The organism is Caulobacter sp. RHG1 (assembly GCF_013181195.1).
Lineage (GTDB): Bacteria > Pseudomonadota > Alphaproteobacteria > Caulobacterales > Caulobacteraceae > Caulobacter.
Window position 1 is genome coordinate 114,513 of the sequence record NZ_SMZP01000010.1, and the last position, 25,118, is coordinate 139,630.

Below are 25,118 nucleotides of genomic sequence, written 5' to 3' on the forward strand. Positions count from 1 at the left end.
ACAGGCGTCCGGTCGCGCATCCCGACGCCATGGCCGTCTATACCGACATCACCGACGAAGAACTCGCGACCTTCCTGCAGGGCTACGACCTTGGCGCGCCGCTGGCGTTCAAGGGCATCGCCGAGGGCGTGGAGAACTCCAACTTCCTGCTGGAGACGGAGAAGGGGCGCTACATTCTCACCGTCTACGAGCGGCGTGTGAAAGCGCAGGAGCTGCCCTACTTCCTCAACATGCTGACCTGGCTGGCCGACAAGGGCTATCCCAGCGCCCGCCCCATCCCGGACCGCAAGGGCGAGACGCTGTCGACCCTGCGCGGCAAGTCGGCGGCGATCGTCGAGTTTCTGCCTGGTCTCTCGGTGCGAAAGCCCACCCCCGCCCACTGCCGCGAAGCCGGTGAAGGCCTGGCCTGGCTGCACCTGGCCGGCGAAGGCTATCCCGGCCGCCGCGCCAACGACCTGGGCCAGACCGCCTGGGCTTCGCTGTTCTCCAAGCACCGCAAGGCGGCCGAGGATCTGAAGCCCGGCCTGTCGGCGACGATCGACAACGATCTGGCGCAGCTCTCTTTGATGTGGCCGCGCACCTTGCCGGCCGGCCCGATCCACGCCGACTATTTCCCCGACAACGTCTTCTTCAAGCCGGACGGCAAGTTCGCGGCGGCGATCGACTTCTATTTCGCCTGCGACGACGCCTATGCCTACGATGTGGCCGTGACCCTGAATGCCTGGTGCTTCGAGGCGGACGGCAGCTTCAACATCACCGCCGCCAAGGCGTTGCTGAACGGCTACGAGCGCCGCCGGCCGCTGAGCCCGGCCGAAAAGGAAGCCCTGCCGATCCTGGCGCGCGGCGCGGCCATGCGCTTCTTTCTGACCCGCCTGGCCGACTGGGGCGCGACGCCCGCCGGCGCCCTTGTCCGACCCAAGGATCCGCTGGAGTACGAGCGCAAGCTGGCCGTCCACCGCGAGGGCCTGGTGCTGTTCTGATGACGCCCAAGGTCACGATCTATACCGACGGCGCCTGCAAGGGGAATCCCGGCCCGGGCGGCTGGGGCGCCATCCTCTTCTATGGCGACAAGAAGAAGGAAATCACCGGCGGCGAGCCGGCGACGACCAACAACCGCATGGAGCTGATGGCCGCCATCCAGGCGCTGGAGCTGCTGAACCGCCCCTGCAAGGTCGAGCTGCACACCGACAGCCAGTACGTGATGAAGGGCATCCAGGAATGGATCCGCGGCTGGAAGGCGCGCGGCTGGAAGACCGCCGACAAGAGCCCCGTCAAGAACGACGACCTGTGGAAGCGTCTCGACGCCGCCCGTGATCGCCACGAGGTCGACTGGCGCTGGGTCAAGGGTCACGCCGGCCATCCGCTGAACGAGCGCGCCGACGCCCTGGCCAACGAAGGCCTGCGCAAGGCCAATCCGCGCTACTAACCCAACTGTGGACGTTTGGACAAAGCCCTCGCCAAGCCGCGCGGGGTTTGCCAAGCACGCCCGATGAATCTCGTCGGCTACTATCGCGTGCCGCCCGTGCGCGGGATCTTCTTCAGCCCCGCGCAGGAGGAGCGCCTGCTGCTGCTGGGCTGCCAGGAGGTCTTCAGCGACCGCTGCCTGGCCTCGGGCGTGGTGCGACCCGGCCTGCAGCGCGCCCTGGACGCGCTGGAGCCGGGCGGCGCGGTGGCGGTGCCCAGCTTCCACGCCCTGGCCGGCGACATGGCCGGCCTGGTCGAGGCGGTGCTGAAACTGCAGGCGCGCGGTCTGCACCTGATCGTCCAGCAGCCGGACGTCGATACCCGCACCCAGCCCGGCTTCTTCGAGACCTGCCAGATGCTGGCCGGCTTCAGCCGCGAACGCCCGATGGTCCGCGCCGCCGAAGCGGCCTTGATCGCCAAGGGCGGCAAGGCGGGCGGCATGAAGGGCCTGAAGACTGGCGCTTCAGAAAAGCCCGGAGAGAAAGAGCCCCCCACCACCGCTCATCCCCGCGAAGGCGGGGACCCAAGCTGACTCGCAGCCGATTGGTGAGGCTTCTAAGAACCCGCTGGCTCGGCTTGGGTCCCCGCCTTCGCGGGGATGAGCGGTTTATGGATCAGACCTTGATCCGGTAGCCGGTCTTGAAGATCAGCCACACGGCGGTCAGGCAGATGACCAGGAACACCGTCGTCATGGCCAGGCTGATGCCGACGCCGACGTCGGAGACGCCGTAGAAGCTCCAGCGGAAGCCGCTGATCAGATAGACGACCGGGTTCAGCAGGGTGATCTTCTGCCAGATCGGCGGCAACATGTTGATCGAGTAGAAGCTGCCGCCCAGGAAGGTCAGCGGCGTGATGATCAGCGCCGGCACGATCTGCAGCTTCTGGAAGTTGTCGGCCCAGACCCCGATCACGAAGCCGAACAGGCTGAAGGTCACCGCCGTCAGCACCAGGAACAGCGCCATCACGAACGGGTGGGCGATCTCGAACGGCACGAACAGGCGCGCCGTGGCCAGGATCAGCAGGCCCAGCAGCACCGACTTGGTCGCCGCCGCCCCGACATAACCCATCACCGTCTCGATCCACGACACCGGGGCCGAGAGAAGCTCATAGATCGTGCCGGCCCACTTGGGCATGTAGATGCCGAACGAGGCGTTGGAGATGCTCTCGCTGAGCAGCGACAGCATGACCAGACCCGGGATGATGAAGGCCCCGTAGCTGACCCCGTCGATCGACTGCATCCGCGAGCCGATCGCCGAGCCGAACACCACGAAATACAGCGAGGTCGAGATCACCGGCGCCAGGATGCTCTGCAGCAGGGTGCGGAACCACCGCGCCAGCTCGAAGCGGTAGATGGCTTTGATTGCATGGACGTTCATTTCGCGTCCCTCACCAGGCTGACGAAGATTTCTTCCAGCGAGCTCTGGCTGGTGTGCAGGTCTTTGAAGTCCACGCCTTCATTGCTGAGGCGGCGCAAGAGGTCGGCGATGCCGGTTTCCTCGGCCTGGGCGTCGAAGGTGTAGATCAGCTCGTTGCCGTCCTTGGCCAGTTCCAGGGCGTGGCCCATGAGGTTGGCCGGCAGGGCCTCGAGCGGGCTCTGCAGCTGCAGGGTCAGCTGCTTCTTGCCCAGCTTGCGCATGAGGACGTCCTTGTCCTCGACCAGGATGATCTCGCCCTTGCGGATCACCCCGATCCGGTCGGCCATTTCCTCGGCTTCCTCGATGTAGTGGGTGGTCAGGATGATGGTGACCCCGCGCTCACGCAGACCCCGCACCATCTCCCACATGTCGCGGCGCAGATCGACGTCGACGCCGGCGGTGGGCTCGTCCAGGAACAGGATGGTCGGCTCGTGGCTCAGCGCCTTGGCGATCATCACCCGGCGCTTCATGCCGCCCGACAGCGCCATGATCTTGCTGTCCTTCTTGTCCCACAGGGACAGGTCGCGAAGGATCTTCTCGATCAGGGCGTCGTTGCGCGGCTTGCCGAACAGACCCCGCGAGAAGCTGACCGTGGCCCAGACCGTCTCGAAGGCGTCGGTGTTCAGTTCCTGCGGCACCAGACCGATCTTGGTCCGGGCGGCGCGGTAGTCCTTCACGACGTCATGGCCGTCGGCCAGCACCACGCCCTGGCTGGGATTGACGATGCCGCAGATGATGCTGATCAGCGTCGTCTTGCCCGCCCCGTTCGGGCCGAGCAGGGCGAAGATCTCGCCCTGTCGGATGTCGAGGTCGATGGTCTTCAGGGCCTGATGGCCCGAGGCATAGGTCTTGTTCAGACCCTTTACCGATATGATGGAGGTCACGCGGTCTCCCTTGAGCGCAACGGCGACACGGCCGCAGCGCTCCCCCTTTTCAAAAGCCGGCCTCAGATGGTGTCGCTTGGCCGATATAACAGGGGGTCATAACAGGGAGGCGGCTGACTTCTGTCAGCAGGCGCTTTCAGGTCGCGATCGGGCGCACCTTGAGCACCGCGCCAGCCACGGCCGTGACCACCACTTCCTGGCTGGCGGCGGAGAGCGGCTCGTCGGTTTCAGCAGCCCAGTCCTTGCCGTCGACGAACACGCGGCCGCGCCCCTGTTCGAACGCCGACAGCACCTGGCCGCGCTGGCCGACCAGACGCTGCAGGGGGTCGTTGAGATCCGGACCCTTGGCCTCCAGCACCGGCGGCAGGAAGCGCCGAGCCAGATAGGTCGAGGCGATCGTCAGGACGGCGAAAAGGCCCAGCTCCAGGACGAAGCCCGGATGGATCGCCTGGGCCAGCAGGCCTACGACGAAGGCGCTGGCGGCCGGCCACAGCAGCCAGCCCGTGCCGCTGGCGACCTCGATCGCCAGGAACAGCGCCGCCAGTCCCAGCCACAGCCAGAACGGTTGCAGGGCGTAGAAACCGGCGACGGCGTGCATGGCCTTAAGCTCCGCGCTTGCCGCCGGGCGGCGTGATGGTCGGGGGAACCGGCGACGTCGCCACCGGGCGCGCGCGCTGGGCGGCGGGTTGCAGCGGCGGCGAGCGCGGAACGTCGGCGCTGAGCGACTTCACCAGTTCGCCCACGCCCGCGACCGTACCGGTCAGGCCGGCGAAGTCGGCGGGCACGATGACGGTCTTTTGCTGCGGACTGCGGGCCAGTTCGGCGAACGCCTCCACATATTTCTGGGCGACGAAATAGTTGATGGCGTTGACGTCGCCCTCGGCGATGGCGGCCGACACCATGGCGGTGGCTTTCGCCTCGGCCTCGGCTTCACGTTCGCGGCCTTCGGCGTCGCGGAAGGCGGCTTCACGACGGCCCTCGGCCTCGAGAATGGCGCCCTGCTTCTGGCCCTCGGCGCGGGCGATGGCGGCTTGCTTCTCGCCCTCGGCCTCGGTGATGACGGCGCGGCGCTCACGCTCGGCCTTCATCTGGCGGGCCATGGCGTTGGTGATGTCGGCCGGCGGGGTCAGGTCCTTGATCTCGATGCGGGCGATCTTCACGCCCCACGGCCCCGTCGCATGGTCGATCGTCGACAGCAGGCGGGTGTTGATCTGGTCGCGCTGGCTCAGCACCTCGTCCAGCTCCAGCGAGCCGACCACGGTGCGCAGGTTGGTCTGGGCCAACTGGGTGATGGCGTAAATCAGGTTGTCGACACGGTAGGCCGCCTGGGACGCGTCCATCACCTGGATGAAGACGATGGCGTCGACCTTCACCGAGACGTTGTCCTTGGTGATGACCTCCTGCTGAGGCACCTCCAAAACCTGCTCCATCATGTTGACGCGGCGGCCGATCGTCTCGACGAACGGGGTCAGGATGCTGATGCCGGGCTTGAGGGTGCGGGTGTAGCGGCCGAACCGCTCGACGGTGAACTCGCGCCCCTGCGGGACGATCTTGATCACGCTGAACACCAGCGCGAACGCCAGGATCAACAGCACCACAACGACGATCGACGTGCCCAAAACGCTCTCCCTTAAAACTTAAGGTCGAGGTTAGCGCGCTCCTTCGCCTTCCGCCATGGAATCCGGCGCTGGGCGAGCGGCTTGGCGAACCGATTGCGAGAGCCGGCGGGCCAGAGCCTGGCCACGGCGGGCCGTTTGCTGCTCGGCCTTGCGGCTGGCGTCGTCGCAGGTCGGAAACTCGCTTCGACGCGACGCGAAGCCGGTGTTGAAGCGCTCGCGCATCTGGGCGTCGAAGGCCTGATCGGCCTGCTCCACCTCGGTCATGCGCACCATGCGGGCGCGCCAGTACTGGTCGCCCTCGCCCTGGCACGCCTGGCGCAGGGCATGGCTCTCGCCCAGCGTATAGGCGATGTCGAGCAGGCGCTGACGTTCGCCCGCGTCCCGCTCCTGAGCCAGGACGGGAACGGCGAAAAGGGCGCTCAAGGCGACGCCGATGAGGAACGGACGCGACATGCCGCTGTTATCGCCAAACCACGCCCGCCTGTCACGATCCCGCCCGCAGGAGGCGAGCCCCATACCGTCAGGCTGGGGACAATTGTCCATCGGTGTCAGGAAAAAGCTTGAGTGATAAAGGACTTGCGCCTTCCCCGGATCGGGGCTTCCCTGTGGATTACTGCAAGGAGGTCACGCCCATGACTGAGGTGCATTACGGCGTTGTTCGCGTCGGCCATCACTGGTCGATCATCGGTGACAACCTGCGCTTTGGAACCTACGAAACTCGTCGCGAGGCCCGCGAGGCCGCGAGACGCTTGGCCCTCCACTCCTCGGGTCTGGGCCTGCCCGTCCTGATGCACGAGCAGCAGGACGACTGGACCCTGCCGCGCCCAGTTCAGCTCAGCTGACCTCTTCGGTCTCGTCCTCGTCGTACAGGTACGGGCGGATGACTCTTAGCACCTGGGCGATCGAGGCCACGGCCCCGACGATCGACGCCACGACCTGGAAGCCTTGCCACAGCAGGCCGATCAGCGGGTCCTCGCCCAGCAGGGACGCCAGCGGATAGATCAGGCGGCTGACCACGATCCGGAAACCGGCATAGGCGGTGGAATATTCGACGGACGCGCCCGCCAGGGCGGCCGAGACGACCACCGCCAGCACCGGCGCCCAGAGGAGCGGCAGGAGCAGCAGCAACGCCAGGGTCACGATCACCAGCTTGGTCGACAGCCCGACGTCACGCACCAGGGTCAGACCGACGCCGACGATCACAAGGACGCCCAGAACTCCGAACGCGACCGGCAGCGCCATGTCCGCCGTTTCGGCCAGGGGCGCGCCGACGCCGAACACCATGGCGGCCATGACGATCAGGGTAAGGACGAAGGACCCTAGCCACAGCGCGCCGTACTGACCGAGCCTTCGCCGGACATGCCGCTTCGCGATCATCGCCGCCCCCTTTGGCCAATCGAATGAAGGGTGCGTCGGAAGAGTCTCGCCGTCCACGGGAAACTAAGCCGTTCGACGCGCGCTTTAGGAGTCGAAGCGCCACCGGAGAGCTTGATGAGCCTCATCACCCGCATCGTCCGCAGCGCCGCCGACGGCGACGCCGCCCCGCCCTATGGCGCCAACCGCCTGTTGGCCGCCTTGAAGCCCGACGCCCTGGCGGCTCTGGCGCCACATCTCGTGCTGGTCGACCTGCCCGCCGAGGCGGTTCTGTTCGACGTCGGCGACGACGTGCAGCACACCTATCTGCCGTGCGGCCCGACCCAGGTGTCGTTGCTGGTGGTCACGGCCGACGGCCAGGAAATCGAGACCGCCAGCATCGGCCTGGAAGGCGCGATCGGCGGCGTGGTCAGCGCCGGCTTCAAGCCGGCCTATGGCCGAGCCGTGGTCCGCACGCCCGGCCACGCCTTCTGCGTCCCGACCCAGAAGCTGGAGGAGATCAAGACCGCCTCGCCGGTCGTCGCCGACCTGTTTGATCGCTACGCCGACGTGATGATCGCCCAGATGATGCAGCTGGCGGCCTGCAACGCCCTGCATCCGATCGAGCAGCGAGTCGGACGCTGGTTGCTGTTCGCCCACGACCGCGCCGGCGACGAACCCATCCGCCTGACCCAGGAAACCCTGGCCCAGATGCTGGGCGTGCAGCGCACCACGATCAGCGCCGTGGCCCGCACCCTGCAGGACGCCGGCGTCATCGACATCGGCCGCGGCAAGGTCACCATCCGCGACCGCGCCGGCCTGGAACGTCGCGCCTGCGAATGCCACGACGCGGTCGAGGCCCACTTCCGCCGAGTCCTGCCGAAGGTCGAGGTCTAGGTCCTGAACGCCGCCGCCTTCGCCAGGGCGTCTTCCGCCTCGACCACCAGCCGGGCCACGATCTCGCCGGCCGGCGGGGCGTCGCGGACGCCGCCGGCGCTCTGACCCATGGCGAAGCAGGACTTGTCGGGGTCCAGCCCCTCGATCTGACCACCGATGCCGCCCATGGCCTGATTGCGGATTGAGGTCATGGCCTGCTGCGGGAACGGCTGGATGTCGGCGGGCCGCGCCTCCCAGTCGTCGACATAGCCGTTCTTGCGCACCCGCATCGGCTTGCCCGAGTAGCAGCGGGTGCGGATGGTGTCCTCGTCGGTGGCCTCGATCACGGCTTGGCGATAAGGCTCGCCGGCATGGGCCTCCTGGCTGGCGATGAAGCGGGTGCCCATCCAGACGCCCTGGGCGCCGAGGGCCAGCGACGCCGCAAGCCCCCGGCCGTCATAGAGGCCGCCGGCCGCGACCACCGGGATCTTCACCGCTTCGACCGCCTGGGCCACCAGCGGCAGGGTGCCGACCAGGCCGGTATGGCCTCCGCCCTCGCCGCCCTGGCAGATCACCGCGTCGCAGCCGGCCTGCTCGGCTTTCACCGCGTGCTTGACCGCCCCGCAGACGACCATGACCTTCAGCCCCGCCGCCTTGAGGCGTTCGATGATCGGCAGCGGCACGCCCAGGCCGGCGATGAACGACGACGCCCCCTCTTCGATGATGACCTCGACGCTGGCGGTCAGAGCCTCGGGCGTGGCGGCCAGCAGGTCGACGCCGAAGGGCCTGTCGGTCAGGGCGCGAACCTCGCGCATCTGCTGGCGGATAAAGTCGGGCGTCGTACCGGCCATGCCCAGCACACCGTAGCCCCCGGCGTTGGAGACCGCCGCCGCCAGAGGCGCATAGGAAACCCCTCCCATGCCGGCCAGCATGACGGGGTGCTTGATATCCAGAAGATCGCAAAGCGGCGTGCGCAGTCCCATGCCGGTTCCTCCCTTTGTTTCGAGGGAGGATTTAGGCGCACGGCCGGCGCGGCAAGTATGCCGCGAGGTTAGCGGTGCTTGGCGAGCTCGGTCTCGACGTCGGTTTCCGACGTCCAGAAGCAACTGGCCATGGCCGTGATGATCATGGCGACCAGCATCAGGAAGCCGCGCGGCGGCGCCAGGCTGACAACGTCTTGAGGCGTCATCGGTGTTGTTTCCTCATCGGCGCCCGGATCTGATGTCCAGGCTGCCGTGAGGAAAGCTTCTCACCAGATGCTACGTTCCGCAAGAGGCTGTTTTTCATAAGCTTTTCCTGGACCGCAGAGTCCAAGATACGCACCTCTAGAAGATCGAGTATCCGCCATCGATCACCAGAGTGGTCCCCGAGTGATAGCTGGAGGCGTCCGAGGCCAGATAGACGGCCATGCCGCCGAAGTCCTCGGGCTCGCCCCAGCGACGGGCGGGCACGCGGGGGATGACCTTTTCCGAGAAGGCCGAATTGGCCTGGGCCCCGGCCGTCATATCGGTAGCGATCCAGCCGGGCAGGATGGCGTTGGCGCGCACGCCATAGCGGGCGTGCTCGACAGCGACCGACTTGATCATGGAGATCACCGCGCCCTTGGTGGCGGCATAGGCCTCGTTGCGGGCCGCGCCTTCGATGGCGGCCAGTGAAGCCACCCCGACCAGCGAACCCCCGGCGTCGCCGGCCTTGGCCCGCTCGACCATGTGACGGCAAGCCTCGCGCAGGGTGAAGAAGACGCCGTCCAGGTTCACGGCCAGGGTCTTGCGATAGGTCTCGGTGGTCATGTCGACGAACGACGGCGAGCCGAAGCCGACGCCGGCATTGGCGAACACGCTGTCGACCCGGCCCATGGCGGCCACGGCCTCTTCCATGCCCTCGCGGACCTGGGCCTCGTCGGAGACGTCGACGGTCTGCGCCTTCACCCGGACGCCCAGGCCGGTCAGTTGCTGCTCGGCGGCCAGGTTACGTTCGGCGTTGGAGCCCCAGATGACGATGTCGGCGCCGGCTTGGGCCATGGCCTGAGCCATGCCGAAGCCGATGCCCCGATTGCCGCCGGTGACGAGGGCGACCTTGCCCGACAGGTTGAACGGCGCGTAGGCCATGGCGAAACCTCCCTCATTCTTCTCGAAACGTTTGTTTGAAGAAGGAGGGCTGACGCGACGCCAGTCAAGAGGTTCGGATCAAGCCCCCCAGAAGTGGAAGGCGTCCCAGCCCGCGGCGATCGCCGAGCGTGGGACGCCCAGCAGGTCAGTGATCGACAGAGCCGCGCCGAAGATCGGCCGGCTGGCGCCGGGCACGAAGAAGATCAGGCCAAACAGGATCAGGAAGCCGATCCGCTCGATCTTCAACATCCCCGCCCGAACGCCGTCGGGCAGGAACGGCCGCAGGACGCCGTAGCCGTCCAGGCCGGGGATCGGCAGCAGGTTCAGCACCAGCGCGCTACCCTGCAGCATCGCCAGCAGGCTGAGGGCGTTGCGCAGGTCCGGCGAGGCGACGAACGGCAGGGTCACGGCCAGCACCAGCAGCACGGCCAGCGTCCCCAGCGGTCCGGCTAGCGAGGCCAGCGACCGCCAGGCTTTCGAGCGCATCAGGTCCTCGCGCAGATACACCGCCCCGCCCGGAAAACCGATCCCACCCATCGCCAGGGCCAGCAGCGGGATGACGATCGTGGTGACGAGGTCGGAATATTTCAGCGGATCGAGGGTCAGATAGCCCTTCTCGACGATCGTGTGGTCCCCGGCCTTCCAGGCGGCGAAGGCGTGGCCGAACTCGTGGACGCCGACCGACAGAATCCAGGTCGCGGCGACGAAGGCGAAGGTGATCGGCCCCACCGGCGGCAGCTGGGCGGCCACGGCCCAACCCAGACCCACGCAGGCGGCAATCAGGATCAGGGCGTTGGGCGACAGCGGGGCCCTGGGGGCGCGGGCTTCAAGGACGGTCATGACTGCGGATTTCGGCTAGCTGGGGCGTCAGCGCAAGCCGAACCGTTCATAGGTCGCGTCGATCATCCGCCGCGTCTCGTCCCATTCGACCATCGCCATGGCCTCGTCACGGGAGACGAACCGCGCCTCGGCCGCGTCGTCGCCGGCCACCGGCTCGCCGCCGGTCCAGCGGGCGGCGTAGTCGATCAGCACGTAGTGGCGGGTGATCTCGCCACCGGGCCGGGCCGGAAATACGCCATCGACCACGTCCAGCAGGCCGGTCAATTCGGCGTCGACGCCGGTCTCTTCCTTCAGCTCGCGCAGGGCGGCGACCTCCAGAGTCTCACCCCATTCCAGCCGCCCCCCGGGCAAGCTCCACTGCCCCAGGCGCGGCGGCGTGCCCCGGCGGATCAGCAGCACCTCGTCACCGCGCAGGCAGACGACGCCAACGCAGGGGACGGGGTTGCTCATGGGAAGCCCACCTTCAGATCGACGCTCGACTTCACGCCGATGCAGGTCCCGCAGTCGGCCAGCCACTGCTCGGCCGCCGTTCGCCCGCGTTCCTTCAGGTCCGAGAGGAAGCTCCACTCGGTGTTGAACTTGCTCGACATCGAAAGGTCCGCCAGCGGCTTGTCGGCGGTGATGGCGTGGACCAGCATCCGGCGATAGCGGCCCCGGGCGTTGTCCTTCAACAGGCCCTCGTCCAGCAGCTTCTGCACGAAGCCGATGGCCCGCAGTTCCGACGCCAGCGAGGCGTTGAAGGTGATCTCGTTCAGCCGGTCCATGATCTCGCCCGGCGTCTTGGGCGTCTCCTCGCGGACGAACGGATTGAGGCTGACGATCAGGATGTCGTCGGGGGTGTCGTCGTAGAACAGCGGCCACAGCGGCGGATTGGCCAGGAAGCCCCCGTCCCAGTAGGGCTCGCCGTCGATCTCCACGGCCTGGAACACCTGCGGCAGGCAGGCGCTGGCCATGATGTGGCGTACGGTCAGCTCGGTCTCGCGGAAGATGACGGACTTGCTGGTCCGCACCGCGGTGGCGGCGATGTACAGCTTGATCGGGCTGTTCTCGCGCAGCTGGTCGAAGTTGACCTCGCCCTCCAGGGCGTCGTGCAGCGGGTTCAGGTTGAACGGATTGAACTCGTAGGGGCTGAACGACAGGGCCAGGGTCTCGGCCATCCGCCAGCCCGGCAGGTTCTTGAACCAGTCGACGCCGCCCGAAAACGCATTGGTCCAGATGGAGGTGTCGCCGAAGACGTTGCGGCCGCCCTGGCGGTTCACCTGCCGCCAGAAGGCGTCCAGCTTGGCCTTGGCCCCGGCCTTGCCGTCGTCGATCAGGCCCTGGGCCAGGCAGACGGCGTTCATCGCCCCGGCCGAGGCGGCGGTCACCGCCCGGATCTCCAGGTCTTCTTCCTCGAGCAGGCGATCCAGGATCCCCCACTCAAACGCCCCATGGGCGCCGCCGCCCTGCAAGGCGAGGCTCAGGTTTCGGCCCGAGGACTTCTTCCTGGTGAAGGGCGGGATCGGCATCGGCCTACCCCGCTATTGCGCCACCCAGCCGCCGTCGACCTGGAAGGCCGCGCCATTGGCCGAGGCCCCGGCGTCCGAGACGAGATACAGCAGCATGCCGCCCAGCTGCTCGAAGGTGACGAACTGCTTGGTCGGCTGGCTGGCCAGGATCACGTCCTTCATCACGGCTTCTTCCGAGATGCCGCGGGCCTTGGCCTGGTCGGCGATCTGAGCCTCGACCAGCGGAGTCTTCACAAAGCCCGGGCAGATGGCGTTGCAGGTGATGCCGTTCTGGGCGACTTCGAGGGCGACGGTCTTGGTCAGACCCATGATGCCGTGCTTGGCGGCGACATAGGCGGCCTTGTAGGGCGAGGCGATCAGGGCGTGGGCCGAGGCGATGTTGACGATCCGCCCGCGCCCCTGCTCCTTCATGATCGGCACCGCCGCCTTGGTGGCGTGGAAGGCCGACGAGAGATTGATGGCGATGATCAGGTCCCACTTGTCGTCGGGGAAGTCCTCGATCGGGGCCACGTGCTGGACGCCGGCGTTGTTCACCAGAATGTCCAGCTCGCCGAACTCGGCCTTGGCCTGCAGCACCATGTCGGCGATCTGGGCCGGCTTGGTCATGTCGGCGCTGTTGTAGAGCACCTCGACGCCGTGGCGCTCGGCCATCTCGGCCCGGGCCCGCTCGATGGCGTTCATCTCGCCCAGGCCGTTCATGACGATGTTGACGCCCTGGGCGGCGAGCGCGTCGGCCAAGGCGTGGCCGATGCCGCTGGTCGAGCCGGTGACGATGGCGACCTGACCCTGCAAACCGAAATCGACGGCCATGCGAGCGCTCCCTATATTGCTGCAGCGCAGCATATAGCTCGCCCTTGCGATGAGCGAGCCCTTATAAATTCACCACTAGATGAATTCAGGGCTGCAGGCGAGCGAAAACCCAGTCGGCGTCGGTCGACAGGTCCGCCCGGAAGCCATAGCCATCCAGATCGAAGCCCTTCAGGCCTTCGGCGCGGTCGATGCGGTTATCGATCACGTAGCGCGCCATGCGGCCGCGGGCCTTCTTGGCGAAGAAGCCCAGCACGCGCAGCTCGTTGCCCTTCTCTTCCTTGAAGTGGCAGGTCACCACCGGCAGTTTCAGGGCCTTGGCGTCGACGGCGCCGAAATATTCCTGGCTGGCCAGGTTCACCAGCGTCGGGTCGGCGTGGCCCTCGGCGGCGGCGTTCAGGGTCTTGGAGATCGTCTCGCCCCAGAAGTCGTAGAGATTGCCGCCGCGCTTGGTCTTCAGGCGCGTGCCCATCTCCAGGCGATAGGGCTGCAAGGCGTCAAACGGGCGCAGCACGCCATACAGGCCCGACAGGATCCGCAGGTGGTCCTGCGCCCATTCCAGGGCCGGACGGTCCAGCTCGCGGGCGGCCAAGCCGCCATAGACGTCGCCGTTGAAGGCGATCACCGCCTGCAGGCCGTCTTCCAGCTCGGCGTCGAAGGCCTGAAACCGCTCGCGGTTCAGCTTGGCCAGGGCGTCGGAGATATGCATCAGGCGCTTGAGATCGGGCGCGGTCAGCTTGCGGGTGACCTTGGCCAGCTCGCCGATCTGCGGTTTCAGCTCGGGCGTGGTGAGGGGCAGCACCGTCTTGGGGGCGGTGAAGTCCAGCGACTTGGCAGGCGAGATGACCATCAACATGGGCCGGGAGATAGAGGCTTCGAGGGAGCTTCGCTAGCGGGGTCACTACGGAATGGCGCACGGAGCCGCCGCTTCACGCGGCTGGGCGCTGAAGTTGGACGAAAGGGACGCGGCGCGCCGGAGGACGTCCGGAGAATTGGCGTTGATTGCTGCCTGCCCCTTGCCTGCGCGGCTCTTCGAAACCCTTAGCGGGTCAGGGTGACTGACTGGACAGCCCCGCCGCTCACTGACACGCGCGTCGCCAAGGTCCCGCCCTCCTGCACCAAGTACGACACCGAGCCGCCGGCCGGCGTCTCGATGCTGACGACGGCCGCGACGTAATAGTCGCCGTCGGGCGCCCGGTCGAAGACGAAGACGCCTTGAGCGTCACAGGTCGCGAACTGAACGTCATGGTCGAACGGCTGCGGCTCCCAGCCGGTGCGACGGCTGAAACCACCCGCCGGTGAGCCGAAGGTCCAGGCGACAAAGGCTTGGGTGGTTTCGTTGACGGGAAACAGTCGTACCGGACGGCCGGCGCAGGTGCGCTGTTGGCCGTTTCCGGCCCGCAGGAAGGCCGAGCCCTTGATGACATTGCCGGCATGGACGCGCGGCAGCTCCGGCGCGGCCGGCGGCGGCCCGCCAGCCAAGCGCAAAGGCTCTGCATCGCTGGGCGAAAGGGGCGGAGGCGGAGGAAGCGGCCGCGAAACCGGAGGCGGAGGCAACGGCGGTTCCGGCTCTGGCGGCGGTTCTGGGGCGGGCGGCGCGGCGGCCCAGGGCGCAGCCACGGACGGGGCGTCGTAGATCGACGCGGGCTCCAGCTTGAGGAAGGCGGGATTGGGGGTCAGGTCCTGGGTGGCGCCGGTCGTGGAGTCGATCGCAATCCCGATCAGTCCGCCGATCAGGACATTGCCCGCCATGCCGGCCGCGCCGGCCTTGGCGGTCTTGTGGGTCACGGTGACGGTCGCCGGCTTGTAGCCAGGCTTGGTCACCGTCGCGACGAACTCGCTCTTTCGGCTCATGCGGATGGAACACGGCGTGGCCGGACACTGGTGGCCGTGGGTGGTTTCGACCTTGGCGCCGATCGGATCGCTGCTGACTTCCCAGGCGTCCGTGGTTCCCCGCGTCACCGACGCACAGGCGCCAAGCATGACGCACGCCGACACCGACGCAGCCAGACCAAGTTTCATCGTCTTCCCCCGCTCGTCACCGACGAGCCTCGATTGCCCGCGCCCATACGCGCATTCAGAGGTTGAACAACGGTGAAGGTCGGCGCTTCTCGGCCGCCGCCAGGGAGGCTATGCAGCGGCGATGACCTACACTATGGGCCTGATGGCCGCCCTGACCTGGCCTCTGCCGATGATCGTCGCGCTGATCCTGGTCGCCCGCGACAAGACCCTGAAATATCGCGTGCTGTGGGCGGTGCTGTGCTTCGTCGGCGTCGGCGCGTTCTGGATGCAGATCTCGACCGGCCGCTGGGGCTTCGTGCCGCTGGCCATCAACCTGCTGGGCCCGGGCTCGCAGCCGGACTTCCTGAAGGCCACCGTCCCCGCCGGGGCCTTCGCGGTGCTGGCCCTGCAGACCATGCGCGCGCGCAAGAAGCGGGCGCTGAAAATCCAGGCCGCTAGAACAGAATCCGCGGGTTCATGATCCGCTGCGGGTCCAGCGCACCACGGATGGCCCGCAACGCCGCGACCTCGATCGGATCCTTGTAGGTCAGAGCCTCGCCCGTCTTCATCGCCCCCAGGCCGTGCTCGGCGCTGATCGAGCCTTGGAAGGTGGCGGTGATGTCGTGGACGATCTTGGCGCCAGCCTCGCGGGCCGCGTCATGGGCGCCATCGTCGCCGCCGTCGGGCTTGAGAACGTCGTAGTGGACATTGCCGTCGCCGACATGGCCGAAGGCGACGATGCGGGTTCCCGGGAAGGCCGTGGTGACCGCCGCGTCGGCCTGGGCGACGAAGTCGGGGATCTTGGAGACCGGCACCGAGACGTCGTGCTTCCACACCGCGCCCTCAGGCTTCTGGCCGGCCGAGTGGCCTTCGCGGATGTGCCAGAAATCCTTCATCTGGCTCTCGGTCTGGGCGACGGCCGCGTCGGCGATCAGGCCGCGTTCGAACGCCCCTGCCAACAGGCGTTCCAGCGCCGCCTCGGCCGCGCCCGGCTCGCCGCTGGCGATCTCGATCAGCACGTACCAGGGATGCTCGCTGGCCAACGGCTCGCGCAGGCCCGGTACGTTGCGGAGGGTCAGGGCAAAGCCCAGCCGGCCCATTAGCTCGAAGGCCTCGACCGCGCCGCCGGTCTCGTCTTTTGCCCTGGCGAGCAGCTGGATAGCGTCGGCTGGCGAGGCCAGGCCCACGATGGCCACGGCTCGGGAGGCCAGCGGCGCGTGCAGCTTCAACGAGGCGGCGGTGACGATTCCCAGCGTGCCTTCAGCCCCGATCAGCAGCTGCTTGAGGTCGTAGCCCGTGTTGTCCTTGCGCAGGCGTTTCAGGCCATTCCAGATCTCGCCATTGGGCAGGACGGCCTCGATCCCCAGCACCTGCTCGCGCATCATGCCATAGCGCAGGACGGCCGTGCCGCCGGCGTTGGTCGAGATCAGTCCGCCGATCGTGCAGGAGCCTTCCGAGGCCACACCCACGGTAAAGCGGCGGCCGACCTTGGCGGCCTGCTGGTGAGCCTCATAGAGGGTGACGCCGGCTTCCAGCACCATCACGTCATCGAGAGGATCGACGTCGCGGACGGCGGTCAGCTTCTTGGTCGACAGCAGGATCTCGCCATGCGGGATCTGGCCGGCGACCAGGCCGGTATTGCCGCCCTGGGGGGTGATCGCCACGCCTTCGGCGGCGCAGATCCCGACCACGGCGGCGACGTCGGCGGTCGTGCGCGGCGTGACCAGCAGCGGCGTCTCGCCCCTCCAGCGACCGCGCCATTCCACCAGATGCGGCGCCAGGACGTCGGGATCCTGGCTCCACCCGCCCTCGCCGAGCACGGCCTTCAGGCGGGAGACGACGCTCTCCAAGTCTTTGGGGGGAACGGGCTTGGTCATGGGCGAACGATACGCTTCTGGCAGGGTCGATGTCAGTCTTTGAGGGCCGGGTCGGGCAGACCGCGGATGTCGCGCCAGTATTCCTCGCGCACGTCCTCGTCGATCACCGCCGGCTCGCCCGCGCCCTTGTAGAGCCGGTCTGCGCCATCCTTGCGGGCCCGGGCGATCCAGTACGGCTTGCCGGTGACGCTGCACTCGAAATTGGCCTTCAGGCCCGAGTGGCGCAGCGCCCTGAACGACTGGCCGGCATAGTGCAGGGTCTCGCCGCTCTTGGACGAGTTCACCCGCCCGATCCGCGCGGGGCCGTTGATGCCCTTGGACTTGTCCTCGACATACATGATCCGGGATTTCATCGACTATCCTACGAAGCCGGCGGCGCGACGCAGCCGGTCATTGATCGCTTCGCCCAGGCCCTCTTCGGGGATGGCCGCCACGGCGATCGCCGTGGGCTGCGTCCGATCGGCGGCGCGCAGGAACGAGAAGAGATTGGCCGCCGCTTCGCCCAGCGAAGCCGTTGGGCTGAGATTGAACACGCCCGCCCCGCCCGGCCAGGGACCGAAGGCCAGGAACGCCTCGCCGGCGGCGGGGGTCTTGGCGTTGATCCGCACCGGGGCGTCGGGGGCGTAGTGCAAGGCCAGGCGGCCGGGCGAGCGCTTGGCGTCATCCTCGGCCTCGGCCAGCGGGCCGACGATCTGCTGCAGTTGCACGCGGGTGACCGCGCCGGGACGTAAGAGACGCACCTGGCCCTCCAGCACCGAGACGACGGTCGATTCCAGGCCGACGGCGCAGGGACCGCCATCCAGGGCGGCGGCGGCCTTGTCGCCAGTCTCGGCGACGGCGTCGGCGAAGGTGGTCGGGCTGGGCCGGCCCGAGCGGTTGGCCGAGGGCGCCACGACCGCACCGCCGAACGCGTCCAGCACGGCATGCGAAACGGGATGGCCCGGCACGCGGATCGCCACGGTGTCCAGACCCGCGCGGGCCAGGTCACAGACGGCTGTCGTGTCCTTGATCGGCGCGACGATGGTCAGCGGGCCCGGCCAGAATTCCTTGGCCAGCGCCCAGGCGCGGTCGTCGAAGTCGGCGATGCTCGCAGCGGTTTCCAAGTCGGCGACGTGGGCGATCAGCGGGTTGAAGCGCGGCCGGCCCTTGGCCTCGAAGATCGCCGCCACAGCCGCCGGGTTCGAGGCGTCGGCGCCCAGGCCATAGACGGTCTCGGTCGGCAGCAGGACGAGCCCGCCCGCGCGCAGGGCGCGGGCGGCGGCCGCTACTTCTTCTTGGCGGTCAGCGAGAAGCTCACCTGCACCTTGGCTGCGATTTGATCCGTCGACGCCCATTCGCCCTGTCCAACTCCGAACGCGGTCCGGTCGAGGCTGGTTACACCCCGCGCGGTGGCCGTGTCGCCGTCGATCTTCAGGCTGAACGGCAGGCTGAGCGGCTTTTTGGCCCCGCGCAGGTCCAGGGTCCCGTCGGCGACGTACTTGCCCTCGCCGGTCTTGCGGAACTTGGTCGCGGCGAAGGTCGCCTTGGGATGGGCGGCGGTGTCGAAGAAGTCACCGCTGGGCAGGCTCTGGTCGCGCTGGTCGTCGCCGGTCGCGGCCGAGGCCATGTCGATGCTGACGGTCAGCTTCGAGCGGTCCAGGGCTTCGGGCGAGAACAGGATATCGGCGGTCCAGCGGGTGAAGCGCCCCTCGATGGCGCTGCCCGACCAGTCGGCGGTGAAGGCCAGCACGCCACCCTTCTGGACGGTCCAGGCGACGGGGTCCTTCAGCGGCGATTCCTCGACGGGCGCGGTCGTTTCCGTAGCGGCCGGTGTCTCGGCGGTCGGGGCGACGGGCGTCACGACGGCCGGGGCCTCGGGCTCGATGGGCTCCTCGATCGGCGCGGGCGCGACTGGCTTGGCCTTGACGGCGGGGGTGTAGAGATAGCCGGCGGCGATCACCGCGACGAGGCCAGCCGCAGCCAGCCAGGCGCGGGGCTCTTTCCAGCCGGGCTTGGCGCCGGGGGCCATGTGACCCAGCACTTCGTCCTTGTCGAGGATCTGGTGCTTGGCCACCGCGCCCAGGTGCAGGGCCAGCAGCAGGTAGGTGGTCTTGACCAGCACGCCGTGGCCCAGGTCGCCGAACTCGCGCCAGGCCTGCTTGGCGCCGGCGGCCAGCTCGGGGATCAGCGGCAGGTGCGGCCACGGGATCGTCCCGTAGAGCAGGGTGGGGATCGGCGTGCGGCTGGCCGAGACCATGATCCAGCCCGTAAGCGGCAGGCCGATCATGATCACGTAGAAGCCGACATGCACCACCTGCGAGGCGATCTTCTCCCACTTCGGCTGGCCCTCGGGCGCGGGCGGCGACCTGTGGGTCAGCTTCCAGCCCAGCCGGAACAGGCTGAGCAGCAGGATGGTGATTCCGATGGACTTGTGCAGCTGGACCATCGCGAAGGTGGACGGCCCCTTCGGACCATCCCCCATGCGCCAGCCCAGGATGACCTGGAAGATAAGAGCCGCGGCGATCAGCCAGTGAACAACGATCGCCACCGTCGTGTAACGCGTACGGGTGTCGGCCATCCGTATCTCCCAGGTCGTTATAGGTCTTTACGCTTCGAGCACGTCGAGCGGCGAAACCGCTTACACTTTCGCCTACGTGCTCTGCCTTACTTCTTGTCGAACTCGACTTCGATGTTCAGCGTCACGTCGTCGCCAACCAGCGGGGCGTACTTGCTGACGCCGAACTCGGTGCGCTTGATCGTCGTGACAGCCGAGAAGCCGGTCTTGACGCCCGGACCCATGCCCGAGCCGACGCCGTTGAAGGTCACGTCCAGCACCACCGGCTTGGTGACGCCATGCAGGGTCAGGTCGCCATGGACCTTGCCCTTCTGGCCCGCGCCCGGCTCGATCTTGGTCGAGACGAAGGTGGCGGTCGGGAACTTGTTGGCTTCCAGCCAGCCGTCGCCGGCCAGTTCCTGGTTGAACTTGATCCCGAAGGCGTCAGGACCGGTCGAGGTGTCGACCGAGGCCGGATCGATGGTCACCGACAGCTTGGCGGCGGTCGGGTTCTTCGGATCATAGTCGAAGTGGGCGTCGACCTTGGTGAAGCGGAACTGGTAGTTCGAGAAGCCCATGTGGCTGAGCTTGGCGACGACCGAGGCGTGGGTCTTGTCCAGCACATAGTGGCCGGCCGGCAGATCAGCGGGCTTGGTCGAGGTCACGCCCGGCGCGGCCATCGCGGCGGGGGCCGCGAAGAGGACGACGGCGAGAGCAGCGGAGGCGAAAGGACGAAACATCGGGATTTGCTCCAGGCAAATTAAAACAGGACCAGTTACGGTTTCCCCGACTTAGGAACTTAGCCATGCGATGGAAGGGACCGGCGATCACGAGGGCGTGATCCGAGGCATAAAGTTCGGGCCGGCTTGGCGACGTAGCGTCAGCCTGCCTAAACAGATCGTCGATCACCCGGAGTCTGCCGTCGATGACCTACCGCGCCCCCGTTCGCGACCTCGCCTTCTCGCTACGTCATGCCGCCGGCTTCGACCGGCTGGCAGATGCGTTTCCAGAGGCCGATGCGGACACGGTGACGGCGGTGATCGAAGCGGCCGGCGCCTTCGCCGCCGACGTGCTGGCCCCGCTGAATCGCGGCGGCGACCTGGTCGGCGCCAAGCTGGAGAACGGCGTGGTTCGCTGCGCGCCCGGCTTCGCCGACGCCTATCAGCAGTTCGCGCGAGGCGGCTGGGCCAGCCTGGCCGCGCCGGCCGAGCACGGCGGCCAGGGCCTGCCCAAGACGCTGGAGGTCGCGGTGCTAGAAATGGTCCAGGCCGCCAACATGGCGTTTGGCCTGTGCCCGATGCTGAGCCTAGGCGCGATCGAGGCGCTGGAACATCACGGCACCGACAGCCAGAAAGCGACCTACCTGCCCAAGCTGGTCTCGGGCGAGTGGACCGGCACCATGAACCTGACCGAGCCCCAGGCGGGCTCGGACCTCGCGGCCCTGACCACGGTGGCCACGCCCGATGGGAATGGCGGCTGGAAGATCACCGGCCAGAAGATCTTCATCACCTGGGGCGACCACGACGCGGCCGACAACATCGTCCACCTGGTGCTGGCCCGCACGCCCGACGCGCCTCCCGGCGTGAAGGGCATCTCGCTGTTCCTGGCGCCGAAGGTGCTGGTCGACGCGGACGGCAAGCTGGGTGAAGCCAACGGCGTCCGTGTCGGCGGCCTGGAGCACAAGCTGGGCATCCACGGCTCGCCCACCTGCGTCATGCTGTTCGAGGGCGCCAAGGCCGAGCTGGTCGGCGGCCTGGGCGCGGGCCTGCCCAACATGTTCACGATGATGAACGCCGCGCGCCTGCAGGTCGGCACGCAGGGCGTCGCCATCGCCGAGCGCGCCTATCAGCAGGCGCTCGCCTTCAGCCAGGAGCGCAGCCAGGGTCGCTCGGCCTGGACCGGGGCCTATCCGGCCCGGCTGTTCGACCATCCGGACGTGCGCCGCACCCTCGTCCTGATGAAGGCCCATATCGAGGCTGCCCGCGGCATCTGCCTGTCGACCGCCGTCGCCGCCGACCTGGCCCGCGCCGCCACCGACGAGACCGTCCGCACCGCTGCCAAGCTGCGCGAGGAGCTGCTGACCCCGATCGCCAAGGCCTGGTCGACCGACATCGGCGTGCAGGTGGCCTCGCAGGGCGTGCAAATCCACGGCGGCATGGGCTTCATCGAGGAGACCGGCGCGGCCCAGCACTATCGCGACGCCCGCATCGCGCCGATTTACGAAGGCACCAACGGCATCCAGGCCATCGACCTGGTCGGCCGCAAGCTGATGCTGGGCGAAGGCCAGGCGGTCGGCGACCTGATGGACGACATCCGCGACACGATCGAAGTGCTGGTCGCCGGCGATCTCAAGGCCGTCGGCCTGCGCCTGGAAGCGGCCCTGGACGCGGCGGCCTCGGCCACCGCCTGGCTGATCGAACGCCGCACGAAGTCGATGCCCGACGCCCTGTCGGGAGCCACGGCCTATCAGAAGCTGCTGGGCGATGTCGTGGGCGGCTGGATGCTGGCCAAGGGCGCTCTCGCGGCCGACGGCGAGGCCGATACGGCCTGGGCCGAGAGCAAGCGGGCGTTGGCGCGGGTGTTCGCGGAGTCTGTGCTGGCGCAGGTCCCGGGCGCTGCCGCGGGCGTGATGCTCGGCGCGGCCGACCTGGAGGCGATGACGCCGGAAGTGCTGGGGGCGTAGTCGGAAAGATCGTGCGTCCTTCGAGGCTCGCCTACGGCTCGCACCTCAGGATGAGGGACTTCCTAAATTCCTCATCCTGAGGCGTCCGCGTAGCGGGCCTCGAAGGACGCAGAGACTTAAAGCTGCTCCAGCAGGTACTCGGCCGACGAGACCTTGAACTGGCCGGCTTCCTCGACGTGCAGCTGGGTCACCACGCCGTCCTTGGCGATCAGCGAGTAGCGCTGCGAGCGGCCGCCCATGCCGAACTTCGAACCGTCGAAGTCCAGGCCGATGGTGCGGGTGAAGTCGCCGTTGCCGTCAGCCAGCAGCAGCACTTCGCCGTCGATGCCCTGGTCCTTGCCCCAGGCCTTCATCACGAAGACGTCGTTGACCGAGACGCAGGCGATCGTATCGACGCCCTTGGCCTTCAGTTCGGCGGCCTTCTCCTTGAAGCCCGGCAGGTGCTTGGCCGAGCAGGTGGGCGTGAAGGCCCCCGGCACGGCGAACAGGGCGACGGTCTTGCCCTTGAACAGGTCGTCGCCGGTGATCGGCGCCGGGCCTTCGGCCGTGCTGGTCATGAAAGTCGCTGCAGGCAGCGTGTCGCCAACCTTGATGGTCATCCGTCCCAATTCCTTGTGTTCGAAAAGATCGCGCACCCGAGATAGACCTCGCGCGCCTGAACGCCAAGGAACAAGCGGCGGGGCCGTAAGGTTTCCTTGATCCGACCTTGAAACCGAAGCCTGGAAGGCCAATCCTCAGTCCATGGCCAGCCTGATCGAAGATGACGAAGACACCGATTTCCTGACCGGCCGGCTGCTGGTCGCGATGCCCGGCATCGACGACGAGCGCTTCGAGCGCACGGTGCTCTATCTGTGCGCCCATGACGAGGAGCAGGCCATGGGTGTGGCGGTCAACCGCCCGATCGACGGCCTGTCGGTGTTCGAGCTGCTGGACCGCCTGGGCGTGAAGTCCGAGATCCAGGCCCCCAGCGACCTGGTGCTGCTGGGCGGGCCGATCGAGCGCGAGCGTGGCTTTGTCCTGCACACCGACGACTTCAACTCGCCGGACTCGACCCTGCCGGTGGCCGACGGCGTGGGCCTGACCGCCACCCGCGACGTGCTGGACGCCATGGCCAGCGCCATCCACCGCCCGCGCAAGGCGGTGCTGGCCCTGGGCTATGCCGGCTGGGGTCCGGGGCAGCTGGAGCAGGAGCTGCGCGACAACATCTGGCTGATCTGCGACGCCGACGAGGGCCTGCTGTTCGACGAGGACCACGAGCACAAGTGGACCCGGGCGTTGGCGAAGCTTGGGATTACGGCGGATCACCTGTCGGCGACGGCGGGGCGGGCTTAAGCGCTTGCCCCCTCCGCGCCTTCGGCGCTCCTCCCCCAAATGGGGAAGAGGGGTCTGCGTCTGCCCCCTCCGGGGGGCGGACGACCTGCGAAGCAGGTCAGGTGGGGGCCTGCTGAGCTAGCCGCCTAGCCCCGCGCCTTCACCGGCGCGGCGCCGTCCACATAGGCCTCGTTCAAGTACACCTCGGCCTCCTGCGGCGACAGGGCCGGCGCATAGCCGAAGCCCTGGCCGTAGTCGCAGCCCAGCGATTGCAGCGCATGGGCCATCTCGGCGTTCTCGACGCCTTCGGCGACGACTTCCAGGTCCAGGTCCTGGCCCAGCTTGACGACCGAGCGGACGATCTTGGCCGAGCCGGCGTTGCCGCCCATGGTGCGGACGAAGTAGCGGTCGATCTTCAGCGTGTCGAACGGCAGGCGCGTCAGATACGACAGCGACGAGAAGCCGGTGCCGAAGTCGTCCAGGGCCAGGCCGGCGCCGGCTTCGCGCAGGGTCTTGAGGATCACCGCGGCCCGCTCGGGGTCGCGCATGATGTCGCTCTCGGTGACTTCCAGCTTCAGGGCGCCGCGCGGCAGACGGTTGATGCGCAGGGTCTCGGCCACGTCGGCCACTAGGCCTGGGCGGTCGATCTCGCCGGTCGACAGGTTGACGCTGACGGTCAGGCTACCCATCGCCGGATGCGCGTCACGCCAGGCCGCCAGCTGTTTGGCGGCCGAGTGCATCATGTGCGCGCCCAGCTCGCTCATCAGCCCCATCTCTTCGATCAGCGGCAGGAACTCGTCGGGCGGCAGCATGCCCCGGCGCGGATGGATCCAGCGGGCCAGGGCCTCGAAGCCGGACAGCGCGCCGGTCGACAGGCGCACCACGGGCTGGAAATAGGGAACGATCTCGCCACGGCCGATGGCCCCGCGCAGGTCGGCTTCCAGGGCCAGACGCGACAGGCCGTCGGTCTCCATGGCGCGACCATAGGCGGCGGCTCCGCCCCGGCCAGCGGCGGCGGCGGCCTCGACGGCCAGTTCGGCGCGACGGATCAGCTCGGCGGCGTCAGGCGCGTCGAGCCCCCCTTCGGCCGAAACCGCGCCGATCGAGAGGGTCGGGTGGATGTCGAAGCCGGCGATGCGCAGCGGTTGCTCCAGCGCGGCGCGCAGCATCTCGGCCGGCGCATAGCCCTGAGGCGAGCACAGGACGGCGAACTCGTCCTCGCCGACGCGTCCCATCAGAGTGTCGCTCGGGAAGGCCGCGACCAGACGCGATCCCAAGGCGGCCAACACCAGGTCGGCGCGCTCGTGGCCAAGAGCCTCGTTCAGGCGGCGCAGGCGATCCAGGTCGGCGACGACCAGCTCATGGACGCCGTCGCGCGACAGACGCTCGCGGGCACGGGCGATGAAGCTGCGACGATCGAGAAGACCCGTCAGCTCGCAGCGCTCCGAGGCGGCGAATTTCGTTTCGGGAGCGACGACGCCGGCGGCGCGCACGCCCTCCTCCAGCCATACGCCACGCCACAGGCAGGTCTCGCCGCCACGCACGCGGAAGCGGGCGACGACCTCGGAGCCGGGCTCCCGGACCTTCAGAACTTCTTCGGCCTGGGCGCGGTCCTGCGGCAGGGCCAGGGCCCGGAAGGCGGCGGACGAGCACTCGGGGGCCAGCGGGCCAAGACCCAGCGCCCGCGCCGCGCCGTTCAGGCGCAGCCGGTCGGCTTCAGGTTCCCAGATCCACAGCGCGACGTCGGCCCCGCCCAACGCTTCCAGCGTGGCCGTGGTGTCCCAGATCCGTCGCTCACCCGTCCGAAAAGACATACGCGTCCCAAAAGTCCGGGCATGG

30 protein-coding genes are annotated in these 25,118 nt (G+C 68.0%); 8 read left to right on the forward strand and 22 right to left on the reverse strand.

Annotated elements, in window-relative coordinates; genetic code table 11:
• Positions 1-29 precede the first annotated feature (29 nt).
• From thrB to E1H18_RS24070, 3 genes are all read left to right on the forward strand, one after another.
• Positions 30-980: a homoserine kinase gene (thrB, locus tag E1H18_RS24060; RefSeq protein WP_172274029.1), complete on the forward strand. Its 951-nt coding sequence runs from the start codon at positions 30-32 to the stop codon at positions 978-980.
• Positions 980-1,426, forward strand: a complete 447-nt coding sequence (gene rnhA, locus E1H18_RS24065; protein ID WP_172274032.1) for a ribonuclease HI — start codon at positions 980-982, stop codon at positions 1,424-1,426. The genes thrB and rnhA overlap by 1 nt, the downstream gene beginning before the upstream one ends.
• Positions 1,427-1,489: 63 nt before the next feature.
• Positions 1,490-1,996, forward strand: coding sequence for a recombinase family protein (locus E1H18_RS24070; RefSeq protein WP_172274035.1), 507 nt, complete (start codon positions 1,490-1,492; stop codon positions 1,994-1,996).
• Positions 1,997-2,078: 82 nt separating this feature from the next.
• On the opposite strand, the gene E1H18_RS24075 is transcribed toward E1H18_RS24070, so the two are convergent.
• The 5 genes from E1H18_RS24075 to E1H18_RS24095 form a co-directional block, all read right to left on the reverse strand.
• Positions 2,079-2,840 (reverse strand): ABC transporter permease, encoded by a 762-nt coding sequence (locus E1H18_RS24075; RefSeq protein WP_172274038.1) that lies wholly within the window; start codon positions 2,838-2,840, stop codon positions 2,079-2,081.
• Complete coding sequence (locus E1H18_RS24080) at positions 2,837-3,829, reverse strand: ABC transporter ATP-binding protein (RefSeq protein ID WP_172274482.1); 993 nt, start codon at positions 3,827-3,829, stop codon at positions 2,837-2,839. Before E1H18_RS24080 ends, E1H18_RS24075 begins: the two co-directional genes overlap by 4 nt.
• Before the next feature lie 70 nt (positions 3,830-3,899).
• Positions 3,900-4,361 carry an NfeD family protein gene (locus tag E1H18_RS24085; protein WP_172274041.1) on the reverse strand — a complete coding sequence of 154 codons (462 nt, stop codon included), beginning with the start codon at positions 4,359-4,361 and terminating at the stop codon, positions 3,900-3,902.
• Between the two features lie 4 nt (positions 4,362-4,365).
• On the reverse strand, positions 4,366-5,382 hold the full coding sequence (locus E1H18_RS24090) for an SPFH domain-containing protein (protein ID WP_194248178.1): 1,017 nt from the start codon (positions 5,380-5,382) through the stop codon (positions 4,366-4,368).
• 30 nt (positions 5,383-5,412) lie between these two features.
• Positions 5,413-5,835 (reverse strand): TIGR02301 family protein, encoded by a 423-nt coding sequence (locus E1H18_RS24095; RefSeq protein ID WP_172274044.1) that lies wholly within the window; start codon positions 5,833-5,835, stop codon positions 5,413-5,415.
• Between the two features lie 179 nt (positions 5,836-6,014).
• Between E1H18_RS24095 and E1H18_RS24100 the strand changes: the two genes are divergently transcribed.
• Entirely contained in the window at positions 6,015-6,224 is a 210-nt protein-coding gene (locus E1H18_RS24100) for a hypothetical protein (RefSeq protein WP_172274047.1), read from the forward strand.
• Here the strand turns inward: E1H18_RS24100 and E1H18_RS24105 are convergent.
• Positions 6,217-6,759, reverse strand: coding sequence for a hypothetical protein (locus tag E1H18_RS24105; RefSeq protein ID WP_172274050.1), 543 nt, complete (start codon positions 6,757-6,759; stop codon positions 6,217-6,219). The genes E1H18_RS24100 and E1H18_RS24105 overlap by 8 nt on opposite strands.
• A 114-nt stretch (positions 6,760-6,873) precedes the next feature.
• Between E1H18_RS24105 and E1H18_RS24110 the strand changes: the two genes are divergently transcribed.
• Positions 6,874-7,632: a Crp/Fnr family transcriptional regulator gene (locus E1H18_RS24110; protein ID WP_172274053.1), complete on the forward strand. Its 759-nt coding sequence runs from the start codon at positions 6,874-6,876 to the stop codon at positions 7,630-7,632.
• On the opposite strand, the gene E1H18_RS24115 is transcribed toward E1H18_RS24110, so the two are convergent.
• From E1H18_RS24115 to E1H18_RS26555, 9 genes are all read right to left on the reverse strand, one after another.
• Positions 7,629-8,594 (reverse strand): nitronate monooxygenase family protein, encoded by a 966-nt coding sequence (locus E1H18_RS24115; RefSeq protein WP_172274056.1) that lies wholly within the window; start codon positions 8,592-8,594, stop codon positions 7,629-7,631. The two genes, E1H18_RS24110 and E1H18_RS24115, sit on opposite strands and share 4 nt — an antisense overlap.
• Before the next feature lie 68 nt (positions 8,595-8,662).
• Positions 8,663-8,800, reverse strand: coding sequence for a hypothetical protein (locus tag E1H18_RS24120; RefSeq protein WP_172274059.1), 138 nt, complete (start codon positions 8,798-8,800; stop codon positions 8,663-8,665).
• Positions 8,801-8,936: 136 nt separating this feature from the next.
• A complete protein-coding gene (locus tag E1H18_RS24125; protein WP_172274062.1) occupies positions 8,937-9,719 on the reverse strand; it encodes an SDR family NAD(P)-dependent oxidoreductase in 783 nt (260 codons plus the stop codon).
• Between the two features lie 78 nt (positions 9,720-9,797).
• On the reverse strand, positions 9,798-10,559 hold the full coding sequence (locus tag E1H18_RS24130; RefSeq protein WP_172274065.1) for a site-2 protease family protein: 762 nt from the start codon (positions 10,557-10,559) through the stop codon (positions 9,798-9,800).
• A gap of 27 nt (positions 10,560-10,586) precedes the next feature.
• Complete coding sequence (locus E1H18_RS24135) at positions 10,587-11,009, reverse strand: NUDIX hydrolase (protein ID WP_172274068.1); 423 nt, start codon at positions 11,007-11,009, stop codon at positions 10,587-10,589.
• Positions 11,006-12,067 carry a patatin-like phospholipase family protein gene (locus tag E1H18_RS24140; protein WP_172274071.1) on the reverse strand — a complete coding sequence of 354 codons (1,062 nt, stop codon included), beginning with the start codon at positions 12,065-12,067 and terminating at the stop codon, positions 11,006-11,008. Before E1H18_RS24140 ends, E1H18_RS24135 begins: the two co-directional genes overlap by 4 nt.
• A gap of 12 nt (positions 12,068-12,079) precedes the next feature.
• Positions 12,080-12,877 carry a 3-hydroxybutyrate dehydrogenase gene (locus tag E1H18_RS24145; RefSeq protein ID WP_172274074.1) on the reverse strand — a complete coding sequence of 266 codons (798 nt, stop codon included), beginning with the start codon at positions 12,875-12,877 and terminating at the stop codon, positions 12,080-12,082.
• Positions 12,878-12,962: 85 nt separating this feature from the next.
• Positions 12,963-13,730: a peroxide stress protein YaaA gene (yaaA, locus tag E1H18_RS24150; RefSeq protein WP_172274077.1), complete on the reverse strand. Its 768-nt coding sequence runs from the start codon at positions 13,728-13,730 to the stop codon at positions 12,963-12,965.
• A gap of 185 nt (positions 13,731-13,915) precedes the next feature.
• Complete coding sequence (locus E1H18_RS26555; protein ID WP_206679130.1) at positions 13,916-14,896, reverse strand: hypothetical protein; 981 nt, start codon at positions 14,894-14,896, stop codon at positions 13,916-13,918.
• Between the two features lie 121 nt (positions 14,897-15,017).
• Between E1H18_RS26555 and E1H18_RS24160 the strand changes: the two genes are divergently transcribed.
• Positions 15,018-15,356: a hypothetical protein gene (locus E1H18_RS24160; RefSeq protein ID WP_172274080.1), complete on the forward strand. Its 339-nt coding sequence runs from the start codon at positions 15,018-15,020 to the stop codon at positions 15,354-15,356.
• Here E1H18_RS24160 and E1H18_RS24165 read toward each other — a convergent pair.
• The 5 genes from E1H18_RS24165 to E1H18_RS24185 form a co-directional block, all read right to left on the reverse strand.
• The gene (locus E1H18_RS24165; protein ID WP_172274083.1) at positions 15,331-16,752 is read right to left on the reverse strand and encodes an FAD-binding oxidoreductase; all 1,422 of its coding nucleotides are present in this window, start codon (positions 16,750-16,752) and stop codon (positions 15,331-15,333) included. The two genes, E1H18_RS24160 and E1H18_RS24165, sit on opposite strands and share 26 nt — an antisense overlap.
• A 32-nt stretch (positions 16,753-16,784) precedes the next feature.
• Positions 16,785-17,105: a 1-deoxy-D-xylulose-5-phosphate synthase gene (locus E1H18_RS24170; RefSeq protein ID WP_172274086.1), complete on the reverse strand. Its 321-nt coding sequence runs from the start codon at positions 17,103-17,105 to the stop codon at positions 16,785-16,787.
• Between the two features lie 3 nt (positions 17,106-17,108).
• On the reverse strand, positions 17,109-18,086 hold the full coding sequence (locus tag E1H18_RS24175; protein WP_172274090.1) for an L-threonylcarbamoyladenylate synthase: 978 nt from the start codon (positions 18,084-18,086) through the stop codon (positions 17,109-17,111).
• Positions 18,017-19,309, reverse strand: coding sequence for a YceI family protein (locus E1H18_RS24180; protein WP_172274093.1), 1,293 nt, complete (start codon positions 19,307-19,309; stop codon positions 18,017-18,019). The genes E1H18_RS24175 and E1H18_RS24180 overlap by 70 nt, the downstream gene beginning before the upstream one ends.
• A gap of 86 nt (positions 19,310-19,395) precedes the next feature.
• Positions 19,396-20,025 (reverse strand): YceI family protein, encoded by a 630-nt coding sequence (locus E1H18_RS24185; protein ID WP_172274095.1) that lies wholly within the window; start codon positions 20,023-20,025, stop codon positions 19,396-19,398.
• A 185-nt stretch (positions 20,026-20,210) separates the two neighbouring features.
• Between E1H18_RS24185 and E1H18_RS24190 the strand changes: the two genes are divergently transcribed.
• Positions 20,211-21,968, forward strand: coding sequence for an acyl-CoA dehydrogenase (locus E1H18_RS24190; protein ID WP_172274097.1), 1,758 nt, complete (start codon positions 20,211-20,213; stop codon positions 21,966-21,968).
• A 116-nt stretch (positions 21,969-22,084) separates the two neighbouring features.
• Here E1H18_RS24190 and E1H18_RS24195 read toward each other — a convergent pair whose 3' ends face one another.
• Positions 22,085-22,567, reverse strand: coding sequence for a peroxiredoxin (locus E1H18_RS24195; protein ID WP_172274099.1), 483 nt, complete (start codon positions 22,565-22,567; stop codon positions 22,085-22,087).
• 142 nt (positions 22,568-22,709) lie between these two features.
• Between E1H18_RS24195 and E1H18_RS24200 the strand changes: the two genes are divergently transcribed.
• Positions 22,710-23,300 carry a YqgE/AlgH family protein gene (locus tag E1H18_RS24200; RefSeq protein WP_172274101.1) on the forward strand — a complete coding sequence of 197 codons (591 nt, stop codon included), beginning with the start codon at positions 22,710-22,712 and terminating at the stop codon, positions 23,298-23,300.
• Positions 23,301-23,425: 125 nt separating this feature from the next.
• On the opposite strand, the gene E1H18_RS24205 is transcribed toward E1H18_RS24200, so the two are convergent.
• Positions 23,426-25,093 carry a bifunctional diguanylate cyclase/phosphodiesterase gene (locus tag E1H18_RS24205; protein ID WP_172274103.1) on the reverse strand — a complete coding sequence of 556 codons (1,668 nt, stop codon included), beginning with the start codon at positions 25,091-25,093 and terminating at the stop codon, positions 23,426-23,428.
• Positions 25,094-25,118 lie beyond the last annotated feature (25 nt).